Annotated in this window: 17 protein-coding genes and 1 riboswitch; of the genes, 4 read left to right on the forward strand and 13 right to left on the reverse strand. The window is 67.5% G+C overall.

What is annotated here, in order from left to right; translation table 11 throughout:
- Positions 1 to 439: 439 nt before the first annotated feature.
- The 4 genes from FPJ27_RS24885 to thiC form a co-directional block, all read right to left on the reverse strand.
- Positions 440 to 1,366 (reverse strand): DMT family transporter, encoded by a 927-nt coding sequence (locus FPJ27_RS24885; RefSeq protein WP_034183177.1) that lies wholly within the window; start codon positions 1,364 to 1,366, stop codon positions 440 to 442.
- Between the two features lie 149 nt (positions 1,367 to 1,515).
- Complete coding sequence (locus tag FPJ27_RS24890; RefSeq protein WP_204426071.1) at positions 1,516 to 1,779, reverse strand: hypothetical protein; 264 nt, start codon at positions 1,777 to 1,779, stop codon at positions 1,516 to 1,518.
- Positions 1,780 to 1,985: 206 nt separating this feature from the next.
- Entirely contained in the window at positions 1,986 to 2,198 is a 213-nt protein-coding gene (locus FPJ27_RS24895; protein ID WP_034183179.1) for a glycine zipper 2TM domain-containing protein, read from the reverse strand.
- A 258-nt stretch (positions 2,199 to 2,456) separates the two neighbouring features.
- A complete protein-coding gene (thiC, locus tag FPJ27_RS24900; protein ID WP_204426072.1) occupies positions 2,457 to 4,388 on the reverse strand; it encodes a phosphomethylpyrimidine synthase ThiC in 1,932 nt (643 codons plus the stop codon).
- Positions 4,389 to 4,512: 124 nt separating this feature from the next.
- A riboswitch (TPP riboswitch) is annotated at positions 4,513 to 4,629 on the reverse strand.
- A gap of 269 nt (positions 4,630 to 4,898) precedes the next feature.
- Here thiC and FPJ27_RS24905 point away from each other — a divergent pair.
- The 3 genes from FPJ27_RS24905 to FPJ27_RS24915 all read left to right on the forward strand — a co-directional run bounded on the left by FPJ27_RS24905 (position 4,899) and on the right by FPJ27_RS24915 (position 6,775).
- Positions 4,899 to 5,168: a pentapeptide MXKDX repeat protein gene (locus tag FPJ27_RS24905; protein ID WP_072435923.1), complete on the forward strand. Its 270-nt coding sequence runs from the start codon at positions 4,899 to 4,901 to the stop codon at positions 5,166 to 5,168.
- A gap of 156 nt (positions 5,169 to 5,324) precedes the next feature.
- Positions 5,325 to 5,957, forward strand: coding sequence for a cytochrome b/b6 domain-containing protein (locus tag FPJ27_RS24910; RefSeq protein ID WP_204426073.1), 633 nt, complete (start codon positions 5,325 to 5,327; stop codon positions 5,955 to 5,957).
- 29 nt (positions 5,958 to 5,986) lie between these two features.
- Positions 5,987 to 6,775 carry a molybdopterin-dependent oxidoreductase gene (locus FPJ27_RS24915; protein ID WP_204426074.1) on the forward strand — a complete coding sequence of 263 codons (789 nt, stop codon included), beginning with the start codon at positions 5,987 to 5,989 and terminating at the stop codon, positions 6,773 to 6,775.
- Between the two features lie 72 nt (positions 6,776 to 6,847).
- Here the strand turns inward: FPJ27_RS24915 and FPJ27_RS24920 are convergent, their stop codons facing one another.
- Together FPJ27_RS24920 and FPJ27_RS24925 are read right to left on the reverse strand one after the other, a co-directional pair.
- A complete protein-coding gene (locus FPJ27_RS24920) occupies positions 6,848 to 7,129 on the reverse strand; it encodes an XRE family transcriptional regulator (protein WP_048251311.1) in 282 nt (93 codons plus the stop codon).
- Positions 7,126 to 7,479, reverse strand: coding sequence for a type II toxin-antitoxin system RelE/ParE family toxin (locus FPJ27_RS24925; protein ID WP_204426075.1), 354 nt, complete (start codon positions 7,477 to 7,479; stop codon positions 7,126 to 7,128). Before FPJ27_RS24925 ends, FPJ27_RS24920 begins: the two co-directional genes overlap by 4 nt.
- A gap of 483 nt (positions 7,480 to 7,962) precedes the next feature.
- Between FPJ27_RS24925 and FPJ27_RS24930 the strand changes: the two genes are divergently transcribed.
- Positions 7,963 to 9,135 carry an EamA family transporter gene (locus FPJ27_RS24930; RefSeq protein WP_204426076.1) on the forward strand — a complete coding sequence of 391 codons (1,173 nt, stop codon included), beginning with the start codon at positions 7,963 to 7,965 and terminating at the stop codon, positions 9,133 to 9,135.
- Positions 9,136 to 9,156: 21 nt separating this feature from the next.
- Here FPJ27_RS24930 and FPJ27_RS24935 read toward each other — a convergent pair whose 3' ends face one another.
- The 7 genes from FPJ27_RS24935 to FPJ27_RS24965 form a co-directional block, all read right to left on the reverse strand.
- The gene (locus tag FPJ27_RS24935) at positions 9,157 to 10,356 is read right to left on the reverse strand and encodes an MFS transporter (protein WP_204426077.1); all 1,200 of its coding nucleotides are present in this window, start codon (positions 10,354 to 10,356) and stop codon (positions 9,157 to 9,159) included.
- Between the two features lie 193 nt (positions 10,357 to 10,549).
- Positions 10,550 to 11,374 (reverse strand): phosphodiesterase, encoded by an 825-nt coding sequence (locus FPJ27_RS24940; RefSeq protein ID WP_204426078.1) that lies wholly within the window; start codon positions 11,372 to 11,374, stop codon positions 10,550 to 10,552.
- Positions 11,375 to 11,460: 86 nt separating this feature from the next.
- A complete protein-coding gene (locus FPJ27_RS24945; RefSeq protein ID WP_204426079.1) occupies positions 11,461 to 12,492 on the reverse strand; it encodes an ABC transporter ATP-binding protein in 1,032 nt (343 codons plus the stop codon).
- 29 nt (positions 12,493 to 12,521) lie between these two features.
- Complete coding sequence (locus FPJ27_RS24950; RefSeq protein WP_204426080.1) at positions 12,522 to 13,418, reverse strand: ABC transporter permease subunit; 897 nt, start codon at positions 13,416 to 13,418, stop codon at positions 12,522 to 12,524.
- 10 nt (positions 13,419 to 13,428) lie between these two features.
- The gene (locus FPJ27_RS24955; protein ID WP_072435915.1) at positions 13,429 to 14,253 is read right to left on the reverse strand and encodes an ABC transporter permease; all 825 of its coding nucleotides are present in this window, start codon (positions 14,251 to 14,253) and stop codon (positions 13,429 to 13,431) included.
- Positions 14,254 to 14,270: 17 nt separating this feature from the next.
- Positions 14,271 to 15,299 (reverse strand): ABC transporter substrate-binding protein, encoded by a 1,029-nt coding sequence (locus FPJ27_RS24960; protein ID WP_072435914.1) that lies wholly within the window; start codon positions 15,297 to 15,299, stop codon positions 14,271 to 14,273.
- 73 nt (positions 15,300 to 15,372) lie between these two features.
- Entirely contained in the window at positions 15,373 to 16,398 is a 1,026-nt protein-coding gene (locus FPJ27_RS24965) for a substrate-binding domain-containing protein (protein WP_072435913.1), read from the reverse strand.
- Positions 16,399 to 17,325 lie beyond the last annotated feature (927 nt).

Consider the following 17,325-nt stretch of genomic DNA (forward strand, 5'->3'; position numbering starts at 1 on the left):
GCTGCCACACTGAAGCAGTCGCACGCGCAGGCGGACGCGAAAGAACGTGGGGCATCGTGACCGCCTTCTGCGGATGAGTGTTCCGAGTGTAACGGGAATGCGGCGCCGCGCGTATCAGGGAAACTCCACACGCACGCGGTACGCGGCCGCGGCCATGGCGGCGCGCAGCGATGACCGGCGCCGCCCGAGTGCGCGCAGTGCATCACCGCCACGAAGCGAAGGGCGCCGCGCAAGCACATGACAATCCGGTGGCATGGGGCGCTGGCATGACCGTGCGTCGTGGTCGCATGGCGTGCGTGGCGGCGCGGGAAAACCCGCGGCGGACAGCCCCGCGCGCGGGCGGGCGTCGCCGCCGGATGAATGCCGGCGCGCCGGGGGAACCGGTTGCGCTCGGCCGTCGGCGGTCACCGCACGACGGTCGGCAGCGCGTGCGCGTCGCTCAGGTCGCTTCGCCGCTACGCGGCCCCAGACCGGGAATCCGCTTGATCACGCCGGTTGCGAGCGCGGTGCCGACGAGCACGATCGCGCAGCCTTCGATCATCACGGCCGACACGTGTTCGTCGAGGAACAGCGCACCCCACAGCAGGCCGAATACCGGGATCACGAACGTCACGGTAATCGCGCGGGCGGGGCCGACATGCGCGATCAGGTAGAAGAAGATGAAATACGCGATGCCCGTGCATGCGATGCCGAGGCCGAGCACGGCGCCCCATGCGTGCGCGCCGACCGACGCGGCCGGCCAGGTGGCGATCGCGAACGGCAGCAGCAGGACGGTCGAGCCGATCATGCTGCCGGTCGCGTTGACGAGCGGGTCGACGCCGCTGAGCTTGCGCTTCGTGTAATTGGCCGCGATGCCGTACAGCAGCGTCGCGCCGAGCGCCGCGGCGGCGGCAAGCGCCGTTGTGCCGGCGCCCGTGTCGCCGTGCGCATTCGCGATCTGGTTCCACACGAGCGTGATCACGCCGGCAAAACCGATCACGAGGCCGAGCGCGCGCGGCAGCGACAGTTTGTCCTTCAGCCACAGGTAGGCCACGAGCGCGCCCCACAGCGGCGTCGTCGCGTTGATCACCGACGTCAGGCCGGCCGACAGCGTCAGTTCGGCGAACGCGAACAGGCAGAACGGTATGCCCGAGTTCAGCGCGCCGACGACGAACAATGGCCATGCGTGACGGCGCAGCCGCGCGCCGAGATCGGCGGGTTTGAAGCGCGTCAGCGCAAAGCCGGTGAGAAACAGCGCACCGATGCCCACGCGCAGCGCCATCAGCGGCGCGACGCCGAAATCGATCACGCCGATCCGGATGAACAGGAACGACGCGCCCCACAGGGCAGCGAGCACGGTCAGCAGAATGGCGTTCTTGGGCGACATCGATCGGGAGGGAGAGGGACGGGATGCGGAGGATCTTACACCGCGTTACCACGCCGTCGTTTCACGATTCGATGAAACGGCAAGAAACGGCAAGAAGCGAGAATACCGCCGGTTGCGGGCGGAGGGTCGGCTGCCGGCGGTATTGCCGATCAGTGATGGCGCCAGCCGCGGCCGCGTCCGCCGAAACCGAAATTGAGCGACAGCGCCGGTCCCCAATAGCCGCCCCACGCGGGGCCGTAAGCGGGCGCGTACGCAGGCGCCGGATAGTAGTAGGTGGGGGCTGGCTCGACGTACACGGGCGCCGGCTGCACCGGCGCCGCCGTGTAATAGCCGCCAGGATAATAGCCGTACGGGTAGTAGCAGCCGGCGAGCGTCGTGCAGGCGAGCGCCGCGGCGACGAGGGTCCTGTTCATGATGTCTCTCCGGCGGAGCCGGCAATCGGCAGATGCTTAAGCTTAGGCCGCGCGCCGATGACACGGTGTGCAAAACGGTAACGGATCATTTCCGGCCCGCCGGTACTCGTGTTGCGGCGCCGCATGCGAAAACGGCGCTTCCGCACCGCGGAAACGCCGTCTGATTGAAATGTTGCGTCGCGTCTGGCAGACCGCGCCTAGCCGTTTTACTTGCCGATCTGGTTGCCGATGATGCCGCCAGCCGCCGCGCCGCCCAGCGTCGACAGCGCGTTGCCGCCGATCGCCGCGCCGGCGACGCCGCCGACACCCGCACCGATTGCCGTGTCGCGCTGGCGTCTCGTCATCGAATCGCAGGCCGACAGGCTTGTCACCGTTGCGACGAGGAGCGCGCATACCCCAATACGCCGAATCGATTTCATGATCGTTGTCCTGTGGTTGTGAACGGAGGACGCGCGACCGGCGGGCGGCCACGCATGTTTCCAATCTACGCGCCGTCCCGCGCCGCTGCTGTAAGGACTTGTTAAGCCTCAAGCGGTTTCGTAATCATTTGTTTCTCCGTGCGCCGGCAGGCACGCGACATGCGCAGAGCACGCGACATGCGTAAAAAAGCCCGCTCGAAAGCGGGCTTCGTGCATCGCGATGCGTTTCCGGTACGAATGCCGCGTTCGCTCGTTCGCTTATTGACGGTGATAGATCTCGGCGCCGGTCTTGACGAACTCGACCGCCTTCACTTCCATCCCCTTCTTCAGCGCTTCGGTTTCCGACACGCCCTGCTGCGCCGCGAATTCGCGCACGTCCTGCGTGATCTTCATCGAGCAGAAGTGCGGGCCGCACATCGAGCAGAAGTGCGCGACCTTCGCCGAATCCTTTGGCAGCGTTTCGTCGTGGAATTCGCGTGCCTTGTCCGGATCGAGACCGATGTTGAACTGGTCTTCCCAGCGGAACTCGAAGCGCGCCTTCGACAGCGCGTTGTCGCGCACCTGCGCGCCCGGGTGACCCTTGGCGAGGTCGGCGGCGTGCGCGGCGAGCTTGTACGTGATGATCCCTTCCTTCACGTCGTCCTTGTTCGGCAGGCCGAGGTGCTCCTTCGGCGTCACGTAGCACAGCATCGCGGTGCCGAACCAGCCGATCATCGCGGCGCCGATGCCCGACGTGATGTGGTCGTAGCCCGGCGCGATGTCGGTGGTGAGCGGCCCGAGCGTGTAGAACGGCGCTTCCTTGCACCAGTCGAGCTGGAGATCCATGTTCTCCTTGATCAGCTGCATCGGCACGTGGCCGGGGCCTTCGATCATCACCTGCACGTCGTGCTTCCACGCGATCTGCGTGAGTTCGCCGAGCGTCTTCAGCTCGCCGAGCTGCGCTTCGTCGTTCGCGTCGTAGATCGAGCCGGGACGCAGGCCGTCGCCGAGCGAGAAGCTCACGTCGTACGCCTTCATGATCTCGCAGATATCTTCGAAGTGTTCGTACAGGAAGCTTTCCTTGTGATGCGCGAGGCACCACTTCGCCATGATCGAGCCGCCGCGCGACACGATGCCCGTCATCCGGTTCGCGGTGAGCGGCACGTACTGCAGGCGCACGCCCGCGTGGATCGTGAAGTAGTCGACGCCTTGCTCGGCCTGTTCGATCAGCGTGTCGCGGAAGATTTCCCAGGTCAGGTCCTCGGCCTTGCCGTTGACCTTTTCGAGTGCCTGGTAGATCGGCACCGTACCGATCGGCACCGGGCTGTTGCGGATGATCCACTCGCGCGTTTCATGGATGTGCTTGCCGGTCGACAGGTCCATCACCGTGTCGCCGCCCCAGCGGATCGCCCACGTCATCTTGTCGACTTCCTCGCCGATCGACGACGTGACGGCCGAGTTGCCGATGTTCGCGTTGATCTTCACGAGGAAGTTGCGGCCGATGATCATCGGCTCCGATTCCGGGTGGTTGATGTTCGCGGGGATGATCGCGCGGCCGCGCGCGATTTCGTCGCGCACGAATTCGGGCGTGATCTCGGCCAGCGCATTCGCGCCGAATGCGGCAGCGCCGAACGCCTGGCCCGGATGCTGGCGCCCCATCATCGCGGCGAGCTTCGCGCCGTTCGGGCCGCTCGACTTCAGGCTCTCGATGTATTCGGCGCGACGCTGGTTCTCGCGGATCGCGATGTATTCCATTTCCGGCGTGATGATGCCCTGACGCGCGTAGTGCATCTGCGTGACGTTCTTGCCGGCCTGCGCGCGGCGCGGGTTGCGGTGCAGGCCCGGGAAACGCAGGTCGGCGGTGGCCGGATCGGCCGCGCGCTCGAGGCCGTACCGGCTCGACAGGCCGGGGAGCACTTCGGTGTCGCCGCGCGCTTCGATCCAGCGCTGGCGCAGCGCGGGCAGGCCCGCGCGGATGTCGATCTTGGCTTCCGGATCGGTGTAGGGGCCCGACGTGTCGTACACGTAGATCGGCGGATTCTTTTCGCCGCCGAAGCCGGTCGGCGTGTCGGCCTGCGTGATTTCGCGCATCGGCACGCGGATGTCGGGCTGCGAGCCGGTCACATAGACTTTCCGCGAATTCGGCAGCGGCGCGACGGCAGCGGCATCGACGTGGGCGTCGGCGGACAGAAACTTCGGATTGGCGTTCATGCAATCTCCTGTGTGAGCGCCGGACAGGCGCTTCGGCGCTTGCCCGGAGCCCTTGACGAATGTGGGGCTCGAGCTAAGCAGGAGACGAGGCTTGGTGAGGCGGCGGATTTCGTCAGAAGGATGGCGGCGGAATCCGTACGCTTCCCTGCGCTGGCATTATCCAGATCAGGTTCAAAGGGTATTTCTCACCCGCAATGCCGGTTGTTTGACCGAACGCATTGCAGGACCCCCGCGTTAGCAGCGCACACGATACACTGGCTTTGCGGCGGTTTCAACCGGCGGCAGATCGGTTGCCGCGGTGCAGTTGCAGCATTGCGGGCGGCGCGCCTGCCGCGCAAGCCGCGATGCATGACACCGCCGCACGGCCCTGCAGCCCGGCTGACAACGACGGCGCGGTGCAGCATTGCGGCACTTTTGGCAGCCCCTGAAAAATATTTTCGAAACGACTGTCATTTCCCGCGACGTCCTCCGTCTATTCGGCTCCTCAAACCCATGTTTCGGAGAGATGTCATGAAAAAAGTACTGATCGCAGCCTGTGTCGCCGGTTTCGCCATGGTCGCAACGGGCGCGTATGCGCAGAACGACGCGATGTCGAAGGAAGGTTCGTCGATGTCGAAGGACGCGATGGGCCACGACGCGATGGCGAAGGACGACGCGATGGCCAAGGACGGCGCGATGAAGAAGGGCGCCATGAAGAAGCACGCGATGAAGAAGGACGCGATGTCGCACGATTCGATGGGCAAGCCGAAGTCGGACGACAAGATGGCCCCGTCGAACTGACGGAAACGGACGGAGCGCGGCCGACGCGCGTGTCGCCGCTGCGTGCCGGGGGACGGCACGCGGGGCACGCGCCACGCCGCGCGTCAGCGCATGCGTTGCGTGGCCGGTCTCCGGCCCCGTCTCGCGCTCCGTCGCCTCATTCCGGGAGTTTTCATCATGCAAACCGTTCCCGCCACCGGGCGCGCGGCCGCCACGCCGCCCGCACGTCCGATCCATCCGCTGTGGGTGCGCGCGAGCCACTGGCTCAACGCGCTCGCGGCCGTGCTGATGGCGCTGTCCGGCTGGCGCATCTATGACGCGTCGCCGATCTATCCGCCGTTCACGTTTCCTCACAGCATCACGATCGGCGGCTGGCTCGGCGGTGCGCTGCAATGGCATTTCGCGGCGATGTGGCTGCTCGTCGGCAACGGGCTGTTCTACCTCGCGATGTCGCTTGCGACCGGGCGTCTGGTACGCAAGATGCTGCCGGTCACGCCGGCATCCGTGTGGCGCGACGTACGCGCCGCGCTCGGCGGGCGGTTGTCGCACGCCGACCTGAGCGTCTACAACGCGGTGCAGCGCGCGGCGTACCTGACCGCGATCGTCGATCTCGTCGTGCTGGTGCTGTCGGGGCTCGCGATCTGGAAATCCGTGCAGTTCCCGCTGTTGCGCGAGCTGTTCGGCGGTTACGACAACGCGCGCGTCGTGCATTTCTGGGCGATGTCGCTGCTCGTCGCATTTTTTGTCGTACACGTCGCGATGGCGCTGCTGGTGCCGCGCTCGCTGCTCGCGATGCTGCGCGGCCGCTGACCCGCGAGCTGCGGGCGAAGGAAATCATCATGTCGGAATCCGAAAACAGGCGCGGCCAGCCGCGCTGGACCCTCGACCGGAAGTCGCTCGAACTCGACGTGCGCCGCGAGCTCGAGATGCCGTCGCGGCGGCTTTTCAACCGGCGCGTGCTGACGCTCGGCGGGCTGACGATGCTGACCGGCTGCACGCTGCAGGACGACGCATCGGTCAACACGTTCCTCGAGAAAGTGTCGCGCATGAACGATCGCGTGCAGGCCTGGCTGTTCAGCCCCGACCGGCTCGCGCCGACCTACACCGAAGCCGACATCACGCGGCCGTTCCCGTTCAACGCGTACTACGGGATCGACGACGTGCCGCACGTCGACGCGTCGACGTATCGGCTCGTGCTGTCCGGCCGCGTGACGGGCAAGCGCGTGTGGACGCTCGACGAGCTGTATGCGCTGCCGCATGCGGAGCAGATCACGCGGCATATCTGCGTGGAAGGGTGGAGCGCGATCGGCCGCTGGGGCGGCACGCCGTTCGGTGCATTCCTCGCGCGCGCGGGCGCCGATACGCATGCGAAATACGTCGGCTTCAAGTGCGCGGACGACTACTACGAGAGCATCGACATGCCGACCGCGCTGCATCCGCAGACGCTGCTCACGTTCGACTACGACGGCCGCCGGCTGCCGCCGGAATTCGGTTTTCCGATGAAGCTGCGGATGCCGACCAAGCTCGGCTACAAGAACCCGAAGCACATCATGGAAATCTTCGTGACCGATACGTTTCCGGGCGGCTACTGGGTCGATCAGGGATACAACTGGTTCGGCGGATCGTGAGCGGCGCATGGCCCGGCATTGCGGCACATGCGCGTGCCGCGCTGCATCGCGCATCATGCGCCATGCGTCGCGTCATGCGGATTCGCGCACCTGGAGATCGACGCGCAGGCCGACTGCCGCGGCCATGTTTACGAGCGCATCGAGCCCGAACAGGTTGATCTTGCCGCGCAGCAGGTCGGAGACGCGCGGCTGCGTGACGCCCAGCCGTTGCGCAGCCTGGGCCTGACTGAGTTCGAGCTGCGCGATGCGCTGCTTGAGCGCGATCATCAGTTCGGAGCGCAGCTTCATGTTCTCGGCCTCGGCCGGCTGACCCTCGATTGCGTCCCAGACGTTCGTGTAACGTTCATTGGTCATCGTTTCAACTCCATCATCAACGTGCGATAACGCCGGGCGGCCAGGTCGATATCGGTTTTGTTCGTGCGTGCCGATTGCTTCCGGAAACAGTGCAGCACGTAGACGGCATCGGCGAAGGTCGCGACGTAGACGATCCGGAACGCGCCGCTCGCATCGCGCAGGCGAATTTCCCGCACGCCGACGCCGACGGTGCGCATCGGCTTCCAGTCGTCGGGCGCGAGGCCGCGCTGCACCTGGTCGATCTGGTGGCCGGCATCACGCCGCGCGGGCAGCGGAAAGCCGCGAAGATCGTCGAGCGCGCTGCCGACGAACACGACCGGCTTCGGCGGAAGAATGGTTGGATTATACAAAATTTTGTATGGATGGTGCGGGTTTCGAACGGAGGCTGCAGACGGCACGAGGAGGGTATGCCGACCGTCACGATAAGCGTGAATCGAAGGCCGGCACGCATGATTGGCTGTTCGGCCGATGTCTGGTTCGACCGTTACGGATAGCGATGAATTGCGTGTGCGCGCATCGCGAATCCGGCCCCGGATTTCACCCGCCCGCCGGCCTGGAAATGTCGCGCCGAAACGTCAGTCCTTATCCTTTCAGACAGGTCTGACGATGCTTTCGAATCCTTGATGCCATAATCCCGAGCGTGCGCAGCCGAAACGGTTGCGCGCGTTTTTTTTCCCCTTTGCCGCCGCTTGCCGGTTCTCTTTCGTCGCCGTTCGCACTGCCATGTCGTTCCGCATGTTTGCTCTGCCTTCCCGGTCCCGCCAGGACCGTTTGCCGGCATTGCCGGCGTCTTTCAGCGGAGCACGCGGTGCGATGTGCGGGCGGGCTGCACGATGACCCCGCTCGACCGTCTCCTCGATTTCTTCTCCCGCCTTTCGTTCCGGGTCCGCCTGCCGCAAAGCCGCGGCGGCCGCGTCGCGCTGGCGCTCGTGTTCATCTATTTCGTCTGGGGTTCGACCTACAGCGGCCTGCATTTCGCGCTGCAGTCGCTTCCGCCGCTGCTGCTGTCGGGATTGCGCAACCTGCTCGGCGGGATCGGCCTGTTCATCTTCGCGCTGCGGCGCAAGCCCGAATGGCCGACGCTGCTGGAGATCCGCAACTCGGCGATCGTCGGCACGATGCTCGTCGCGCTGTCGTCGGGCACGATCGCGCTCGGGATGCGCACGGTCAGCAGCGGCTCGGCCGCGGTGATGGTGGCCACGGTGCCGCTGTTCGCGACCGTGATCGCGGCGGTGGCCGGGCGGCCGGTGACGAAGGGCGAGTGGGCGGCCGTCGCGCTCGGGATGGTCGGCATCGTCGTGCTGAATTCGGGCGGTGCAGCGGCCGCGAACTCGGCGCTCGGTACGATCTGCGTGCTGGCCGGCGCGCTGTTCTGGGCGGGCGGCGCGCATCTCGCGACGCGGCTCAAGCTGCCGTCCGACCTGTTTTTGTCCACGTCGCTGCAGATCGGCCTCGGCGGGCTGATGTCGACGCTCGTCGCCTGGCTGCTCGGCGAACGCGTCGAGCAGCTGGCCGTCGGGCCCGTGTTCGCGTTTCTGTACCTGATGGTGTTCTGCACGATGGCCGCGTATGTCGCGTACGGCTACCTGATCCGCCACACGAGCCCGATCATCGCGAGCAGCTGCATGTACGTGAACCCGATCGTTGCGGTCGCGCTCGGTGCGCTGCTGCTTGGCGAACCGGTGACGATGGCGACCGTGGTCGCGACGGTCGCGATCCTCGGCAGCGTCGGGCTGTCGTTCGTGTTCGATCCGGCGCGCCGGCCCGCGGCACGCGCGGCGGCTGTCGGTTCGCCGGTCGTGGCGGCCGCGTCGACGGCGGACGTTGCGTCCGCACCCGATCAGATCGCGCTGCCGGAAGCGGCGCCCATCCTGGCGCCTTCCGCCGTCCCGCTGGCGGTACCGACGCCGGCAGCCGTGATGGATCCGGCGGTGGTCATGGATCCGGCGCAGGCGTTCGCACCGCCGCCCGCGGGCGAACCGGCCGCGCCGCGCGCCGACGCGTGATGCCGGCGCCGCCGGTCGCGCTCAGGCGCGCCGGCCGCCGCGATGGTGGGACCAGCCCGCGAGCGCGGTGAACAGCAGTCCGGCTGCACACATGCCGAGCCAGCCGAACGCGCGCCATGCGGCGACGCCGGCCGACGAGCCGATCGCGCCGCCGATGAAATAGCACACCATGAACACCGTGTTGACGCGGCTGCGCGCCTCGGGCTTCAGCGCATAGATGCGCGACTGGTTCGAGATCTGCGCGGCCTGCACGCCGACATCCAGCACGATCACGCCGATCACGAGCCCGACGAGGCTCGAGCCCGACAGCGCGAAGATCACGAACGACAGCGCGAGCAGCGCGATCGCGAGCGAGATGATCGTGCGCGGGCCGCGCGTGTCCGCGAAGCGGCCCGCGTAGGGCGCCGCAAGCGCGCCTGCCGCGCCGACGATCCCGAACAGGCCGGCTGCCTGCGGGCCGAGATGGAACGGCGCGCCGGCGAGCAATAGCGTGAGCACGGGCCAGAACGCGCTGAACGCCGCGAACAGCGCGGCGCCCGTCAGCGACGCCTCGCGCAGCCCGCGCAGTTCGACCGCCAGATGCCACATCGAGCCGAGCAGCTTGCCGTACGGCAGCGTCGACGTCGGCGAGCTGCGCGGCAGCCGCAGCACGATCACGGCGGCCAGCGCGACGAGCGCCGCGACCGACACTGCGAACACCGCGCGCCAGCCGAAATATTCGGCGACGAAGCCGGCGGCCGTGCGCGCGAGCAGGATGCCCAGCAGCAGGCCGCTCATCACGGTGCCGACCGCGTGCCCGCGTTCGGCGGGCGGCGCGATCTCGGCCGCGAACGGCACGGCCTGTTGCGCGATGGTCGCGAGCACGCCGATCGCGAGGCTCGCGATGGCGAGCACAGCCAGCGACGGCGCGGCGGCCGCCACGATCAGCGCGACCGACAGGCCGGCGATCTGCATCAGGATCAGCCCGCGGCGATCGAAACGGTCGCCGAGCGGCGCGAGCAGGAACATGCCGGCCGCATAGCCGAGCTGGGTCGCGGTCGGCACCGCGCCGATCCACGACGCGCCGTCGGGAAAGGCCGAACGGAAGCTGTCGAGCAGCGGCTGGTTGTAGTAGATGTTCGCGACGGACACGCCCGCGATCGTCGCGAGCAGCAACAGCAGGCTGCGCGAGTAGTGGGGCGAGGCGGCGTCGGTCGGACGGTCAGTGGAGGCGGTGGACATGGCTGCGCGGGCGAAGTTGGGCGGCGCGGCGCGCGGCGCACGTGTCGGGTGCGCAGGCGGGCCGGGCGCTGGCCGAGGCTGCCGATCATACCGGAGCACCGTGAATCCTGCCGGGCGCGGCGAACCGGCACAACCGGCACAACCGGCACAACCGGCAGAACCGGCCGCCCGTCATTGCATGTGCTTCACGCGGTCAGTCGACCAGTTCCCCCGTCGGCTCATAGAACGGATACGGCCCGGCGCCTTCGTCCACATACACGTGGTGCGACGTCATCCCCGTATCCGGCGCATGACGATGCACCGCGAACGCCGGTGGTTCGAGCCGGAACGCGGACGGCGCATCGGCCCGCAGGTCGAACGCGACCTGGTGCGCGGGCGCCGGCACGGCCGACGCGAGCGTGCCTCCGAAACGCGTGAACATCGTACGGTGCACGTGGCCGCACAGCACGCGCTCGACGTTCGGATAACCGCGCAGCAGCGCGTCGAGTTTCGCGGCGGCGGCGGGCGCGAGGCGCAGCGCGTCCATATGGCCGATCCCCGACACGAACGGCGGGTGATGCAGCGCGACGATCACCGGGCGATCGCGCGCGGCGTCGAGCTGCGCGGCGAGCCATGCGAGCCGTGCGTCGCACAGGTCGCCGTGGCTCGCGCCGGGCACCTGCGAATCGAGCGCGAGCACGCGCACCGCGCCGACGTCGAGCGCGTACTGCACGAATTCGCCGTCCTGCAGTTCGGCGCGATCGGCGAACGCGCGACGCAGCCCGGCGCGGTCGTCGTGATTGCCGATCATCAGGTAGTACGGAATCTCGAGCGGCGCGAGCAGGTCGCGCAGGTTGGCGTATTCGTCGTCGTGGCCGAAATCGGTCAGGTCGCCGGTGACGAGCACGGCGTCGGGGCGCGGCACGAGCGCGTTCAGCCTCGCGATGCAGCGCGCGAGCGCGGCCGCCGTGTCGACGCGCCGGTACGCGAGCTGGCCTGGCCGCTTGATGTGGAGATCGCTGATTTGAGCTAGCAGCATCGTCGGTTCTCGGAATCGTCTGGTTATTGTGGGTGCGGCGTCATGCGCCGCGGTGGGGCGTGCATGCGTGGTGCATTCGAAGCGCATTACGCGCCGAGCGCGATCAGTCCTTCCGGTGCAATCGTAATGCCGACCGCCGTGCCGTGCGCGAGCGCGATGCGGCCCGGCACGTCGATCACGAGCGCGTCGGGCGCCGCGTGCTCGATCGTGAGCCGTGTGCGCTCGCCGAGAAACGCGCACGCACCGACCGTGCCGCGCAACGGCGCATGCGCGGGATCGGCGAGCTGCGCATCCTCGGGGCGGAAGAACCACTCGTCGGACGCATGCGGCGTGACGATCGCGCCGCCCGTCGTCACGAGCGCGCCATCGCGCCATTGTCCGCCAAGCCGGTTCAGCGTGCCGATGAACTGCGCGACCGTGCGGTTGGCCGGCCGGTAGTAGATGTCGCGCGGCGTGCCGATCTGTTCGATGCGACCCGCGCCCATCACGACGATCCGGTCGCCGAGCTCCATCGCTTCGGCCTGGTCGTGCGTCACGTAGACCGTCGTCACGCCGAGCTCGCGCAGCAGCGCATTCATCTCGCGACGCAGCACGTCGCGCAGTTTCGCGTCGAGTGCCGTCAGCGGTTCGTCGAGCAGCAGCACGCGCGGCCGCACCGCGAGCGCGCGCGCCAGCGCGACGCGCTGGCGCTGGCCGCCCGACAGTTGATCGATCGGCTTGTCCGCATGCGCGTCGAGCCGCATCATCGCGAGCAGTTCGTCGACGCGCTCGCGCAGCGCGCGCGGTTCGGTCTTGCGAATCTTGAGCCCGTAGCCGACGTTGCCGCGTACCGTCAGGTTCGGAAACAGCGCGTAGTTCTGGAACACCATGCCGACCTGCCGGCGCTCGATCGGCAGTGCGGTCACGTCGTCGTTGCCGAACGCGATCGTGCCGCCGGCGTCCGGCGTGTCGAGGCCCGCGATCAGGCGCAGCGTCGTCGTCTTGCCGCAGCCGGACGGCCCGAGCAGCACGAGCGTTTCGCCCGCGCCGATCGACAGGTCGAGCGGTTCGAGCACGCGCGTGCCGCGGAACGTCTTCGCGCAGCCGGTCAGGGTGATGGGAGTGGAATCGAGTTTCATGTCAGCGAAAAGGTCGGCGGGTCAGCGGGTCAGCGCGGGCGGCGCTTGAGTGCACGCGTGCCGGACGGATCGACGCCGAGCCATTGCATCGCGACGAGGAGCGGCAGCGTCATCAGCAGGAACAGGATCGTGTATGCGCTGCCGACTTCGAGGCGCAGCGACGCATAGGTATCGGCGAGCCCGACGGGCAGTGTCTTGGTGTCGGGCGTATGCAGCATCCATGTGAGGTTGAATTCGCCGATCGACAGCGTGAGCACCGCGAGCGCGCCCGCGACGATGCCGGGGCGCAGGTTCGGCAGCACGATCGTGACGAAGCGCGTGACGAACGACGCACCGAGGCTGGCCGCGCCTTCCTCGAGCGTGCGCAGGTCGGCGCCTGCCGCGACGGCCGCGATCGCGCGCACCATAAACGGCAGCGTGAACACGACGTGGCCGACGACGATGAACCACAGGCTCATCCGGAACGCGGTGAAGCCGCCGTACACGACCAGCAGCGCGAGCGCCGACGCGAGGCCCGGCAACGCGACCGGCAGCACGAGCGCCTCCTCGATCGCGCGCGCGACGCGGCTCTTGCTGCGCGCGAGCGCATAGCCGGCCGGCACGCCGACCGCGAGCACGATCGCGAGCGTCGCGAACGCGACGTATAGAGACAGCGCGACCGAGCCGTGATACTGCTGCCACACCTGTTCGAGCCAGCGCAGCGTGAGGCCGCTCGACAGTCCGCGGAAATAGTTGACGGTCAGCCCCGCGAGCACCGACATCACGACGGGCACGATCAGGAACGCGCACAGCAGCAGCGTGACACCCCATTGCAGCGCGGCGATCGCACGCGCGCCCGTGACGCGCGGCGCGCGGCGCGCGACGCCGTTCGCCTGCGCGGATGCGGAAGCGGGCGACGGCGCGGAAGAGCCGGAAAGCGATTGCATGCAGGAATCCTCAGGCCGCGGCGGCGGCGGTATGGCCGGTGAAGCGGCGCGCGAGCGCGAGCACGGCCCAGGTGACGATGCCGAGCACGATCGACAGGCCGGCCGCCGTCGCGATGTTCGCGTTCAGCGTGAACTCGGTATAGATCGTCATCGGCAGCACGTTCAGGTCGGTGGCCAGCGTGAACGCGGTACCGAATGCGCCCATCGCGGTCGCGAAGCAGATCGCGCCGGCCGCGATCAGGCCCGGCGCGAGCGCGGGCAGCACGATGTCGACGAAGATGCGCCACGGCGATGCGCCGAGCGAGCGCGCGGCTTCCTCGAGCGACGCATCGAGCTTCGACGCGGCCGCGATCACGGTGACGATCACGCGCGGAATCGAGAAGTACAGGTAGCCGACGAACAGGCCCGCGACCGAATACGCGAACACCCACTTGTCGCCCGTGAGCTTCGCGGACAGCATGCCGATCAGCCCCTGGCGCCCGGCGAGCATGATCACCATGAAGCCGACGACGACGCCCGGGAACGCGAGCGGGAACGTGAGCAGCGCGAGCAGCACGCGCTTGCCGGCGAATTCGCGGCGCGCGAGCAGCAGGCCGGAGATCGTCGATAGAGCGAGCGTCGCGAGCGTAACGCCCGCGGACAGCGCGACGGTCTCGCCGAGGCTCTTCATGTAGCGCGCATTGCCGAGCAGCGCCGCATACTGCGAGAAAAACGCGCCGTCGGCGGACACCTGCACGAGCGCCGCCATCGGCAGCAGCCAGAACGCGGCGAACATCGCGAGTGCCGGCGCGACGAGCGCGACGCGCCAGCGCAGCGGGAAAGTCAGATCGAGCATCGGTTGCGTCCTGCTGCTTACTGCATCACCTGCAGGTACTGCTGGCCGAACGCCTGCTGGCCGGCCGCCATCTTGCCGAAGTCGACCGGCTTTGCGCGCGCATACTCGCTCGCCGGCAGGAACTTCGCGGCGACATCGGCGCCGAGCGCTTGCGCGCGCACCGGGCGCAGGTAGGCGTTGGCCCACAGCTTCTGGCCTTCGTCCGACAGCACGAAGTCGAGCACCTTCCTGCCGTTCGCATCGTGCGGCGCGCCCTTCACGAGGCTCATCACATACGGCACCGCGATCGTGCCTTCCTTAGGAATCACGAACTCGACGTTTGCGTTGTCCTTGTATTTCGCGCGATACGCGTCGAAGTCATAGTCGAGCAGGATCGGAATCTCGCCGGACAGCACGCGCGCATACGCGGTCTGCTTCGGCACGATCGGCGCGTTCGCCTTCAGCTTGCGGAACCAGTCGAGCGCCGGCTTGAAGTTGTCGACGCTGCCGCCGAGCGCCTGGTTGACGGCCACCGCACCCGCGTAGCCGACGAATGCGCTGGACGGATCGAGATAACCGACCATGCCCTTGTATTCGGGCTTCAGCAGATCGGCCCACGAGCGCGGCACCGGCTTGCCGTCGAGCGCGTCCTTGTTCACGAAGAAGCCGAGCGTGCCCGAGTGGATCGCGAACCAGTAGCCTTGCGGATCCTTCAGGTTCGCGGGAATGTCGTTCCAGTGCGCGGGCTTGTACGGGGCGATCACGCCCTTGTCCTTAGCCTGGAATGCCGACGACACGCCGAGGTAGACGACGTCGGCGACCGGGCTCTTCTGTTCGGCGATCAGCTGCGCGATCGACTGGCCCGAGTTCTTGTTGTCGAACGGCACGCGAATGCCGGTCTTCTGCTTGATCGCCGCGATCTGCGCGGCCCAGTCGGCCCATTCGGGCGGGCAGTTGTAGCAGATCGCCGTTTCGTCGGCATGGGCGGCGGGTGCGCCGGCGAAAAGCGCGGCGCAGGCGAGCGGCGCGGCGAGTGCGCGCAGCAGCGAGGTCAGGCGAAAGGACACGGTGGGTCTCCGGGCGAGTGTGTGGCGCTGGGGTGATGTGGTGGTCGGCGTGCGTGGTGGCACGCCGGTGCGTTCAGGCCTTGCGCAATTGCAGGTCGGTGGCAGGCGGCGCGACCGTCGCGCCGTCGCGTACCGCATGCGGCAGGATCAGCGACGTGCGTTCGATCGTCGCGCCGCCGATGCATTCGACGAGACGCCGCCACGCGTGGCGGCCGATGTCGCGGTTCGGTGTCGCGACGCTCGCGAGCGGCGGCGCGAGCAGTTCGCCGATCGCGATCCCGTCGAAGCCGAGCACCGACAGGTCATCCGGGATCGAGAAGCCCGCGCGGCGCAGGCCGCGCATCACGACCATCGCGAGCAGGTCGTTGCTGCAGAAGAGGGCGGTCGGACGCGTGGCGCGCGAGGTCAGATGCGCGAGCACCGCGTCGGGCAGCTCGGGCGCGTTGAAGTCGACTTCGACCGGCGGCAGCGTGGCGACGCCGCTTTCCTCGAGTGCCTGCGCATAGCCGAGATGGCGCTGGCGCGCGCGATCCGACGCGGCGAGCGAACCGGCCAGCATCAGCACGCGGCGGTGACCGCGCGCGGTCAGCAGCCGCACGCCGTCATAGGCGGCGCTGCGGTTGTCGACCGATACCGACGGGCGGCGCTGCGTGTCGTTGTGCATCAGCACGTAATGCGGGCCGTCGCGGTCGAGCATGTCGAGCAGCGGGTGCGTGTCCGCGTCGGCGACGGTGAGGATCAGCCCTTCGACGCGCTGCTCGCGCAGCGTCTCGATCGCGTGACGCTCGCGCGCCGCGTCGTACTCGGTCGTCATCAGGATCAGCTTGAAGCCGGCCGCGGTCGCGAGTTCGTCGATGCCTTGCAGGCAATCGGCGAACACCGGGTTCGACAGCGTCGGCACGACGACGCCGACGAGCCGCGTGCGTTCGCCGCGCAGTTGCCGGCCGAGCGGGCTCGGGCGGAACTGCAGCGTGTCGATCGCGGTGCGGATCGTCTGCAGCGTGGCGGGGCTGACGGTATGCGGTGCGTTGATCGCGCGCGAGACGGTGGCGATCGAGAAGCCCGCGAGGGCAGCGACGTCCTTGATGGTCGAGGTCATGAAGTAGCGCGATGTAAACGTTTTCGGCAGGGGGATTATCGAAAACGTTTGTGACTTCGCGATGACGTACGCGACGCTTGTTTCGCAACAGGCGCGATACAAACGTCAGACAGTTTGCGACCGTCGGACAAGGCGGACTCGATTGTATCGACGGATATTGCGGCGCGGGACGAAATCGCGGGCAGTGTCGTATCGGCGCCGATTACACTGGATGAATGCGTGCGATGCGATGGTGCGTCGAGCGGCGATGGCGCGCGCACGTACGACGCGTCCCAATGCATGTCGTCCGAATAAGGGAACGTATGCGCAAGCAATGGTAGAATCGCGTCCGCCCTCTTGCCGGGGTGATGAAATTGGTAAACATAGCGGACTTAAACGATTGAGTGCCCGGCCGGAAACGGTCGGTGCAGAACCCTTCAAATTCGGCGAAACCCCTGATGCGCGCATCGAGGCAACGCCGAGCCAAGCCTCGCGGCTCCCGCGAGGAAGGTGTAGAGACTAGACGGGGGGCGCCTAAGGCGCACGGGCAGCGGTCACGCCCGCGCGCGACGGCGAAGGCATAGTCCAGCGCACGAACGGCATCGCGCTCGCGACGCCGGCTTTGAAAGAAGCAGTGTGACGAAAATCCGCCGCCTTGACAGGCTTGCCGGTTCAAGTCCGGTCCCCGGCACCACGATCGCTTCCACGCGATTCCATGAAGGCCCGAAAACCCGCGAGAGATCGAACGCTCGCGGGTTTTTTGTTTTTGCGGCATCGCGTCGGATGCGATGACCATGCAACCGACACAAGCGCGCGCGACCGCCAGCCGCGACAGGCATAACATTCCGCCATCCCGCGCCTATCATGGCAAATATGCTCACCGCGATCGAGCGGGTTGGTCATCGACGGCCGGCGCGGCATTGCATAGATTTCCAAGGCTGGCGTGCT

This window comes from Burkholderia sp. MS455, from assembly GCF_016899445.1.
In the GTDB taxonomy this organism is placed as follows: domain Bacteria; phylum Pseudomonadota; class Gammaproteobacteria; order Burkholderiales; family Burkholderiaceae; genus Burkholderia; species Burkholderia pyrrocinia_C.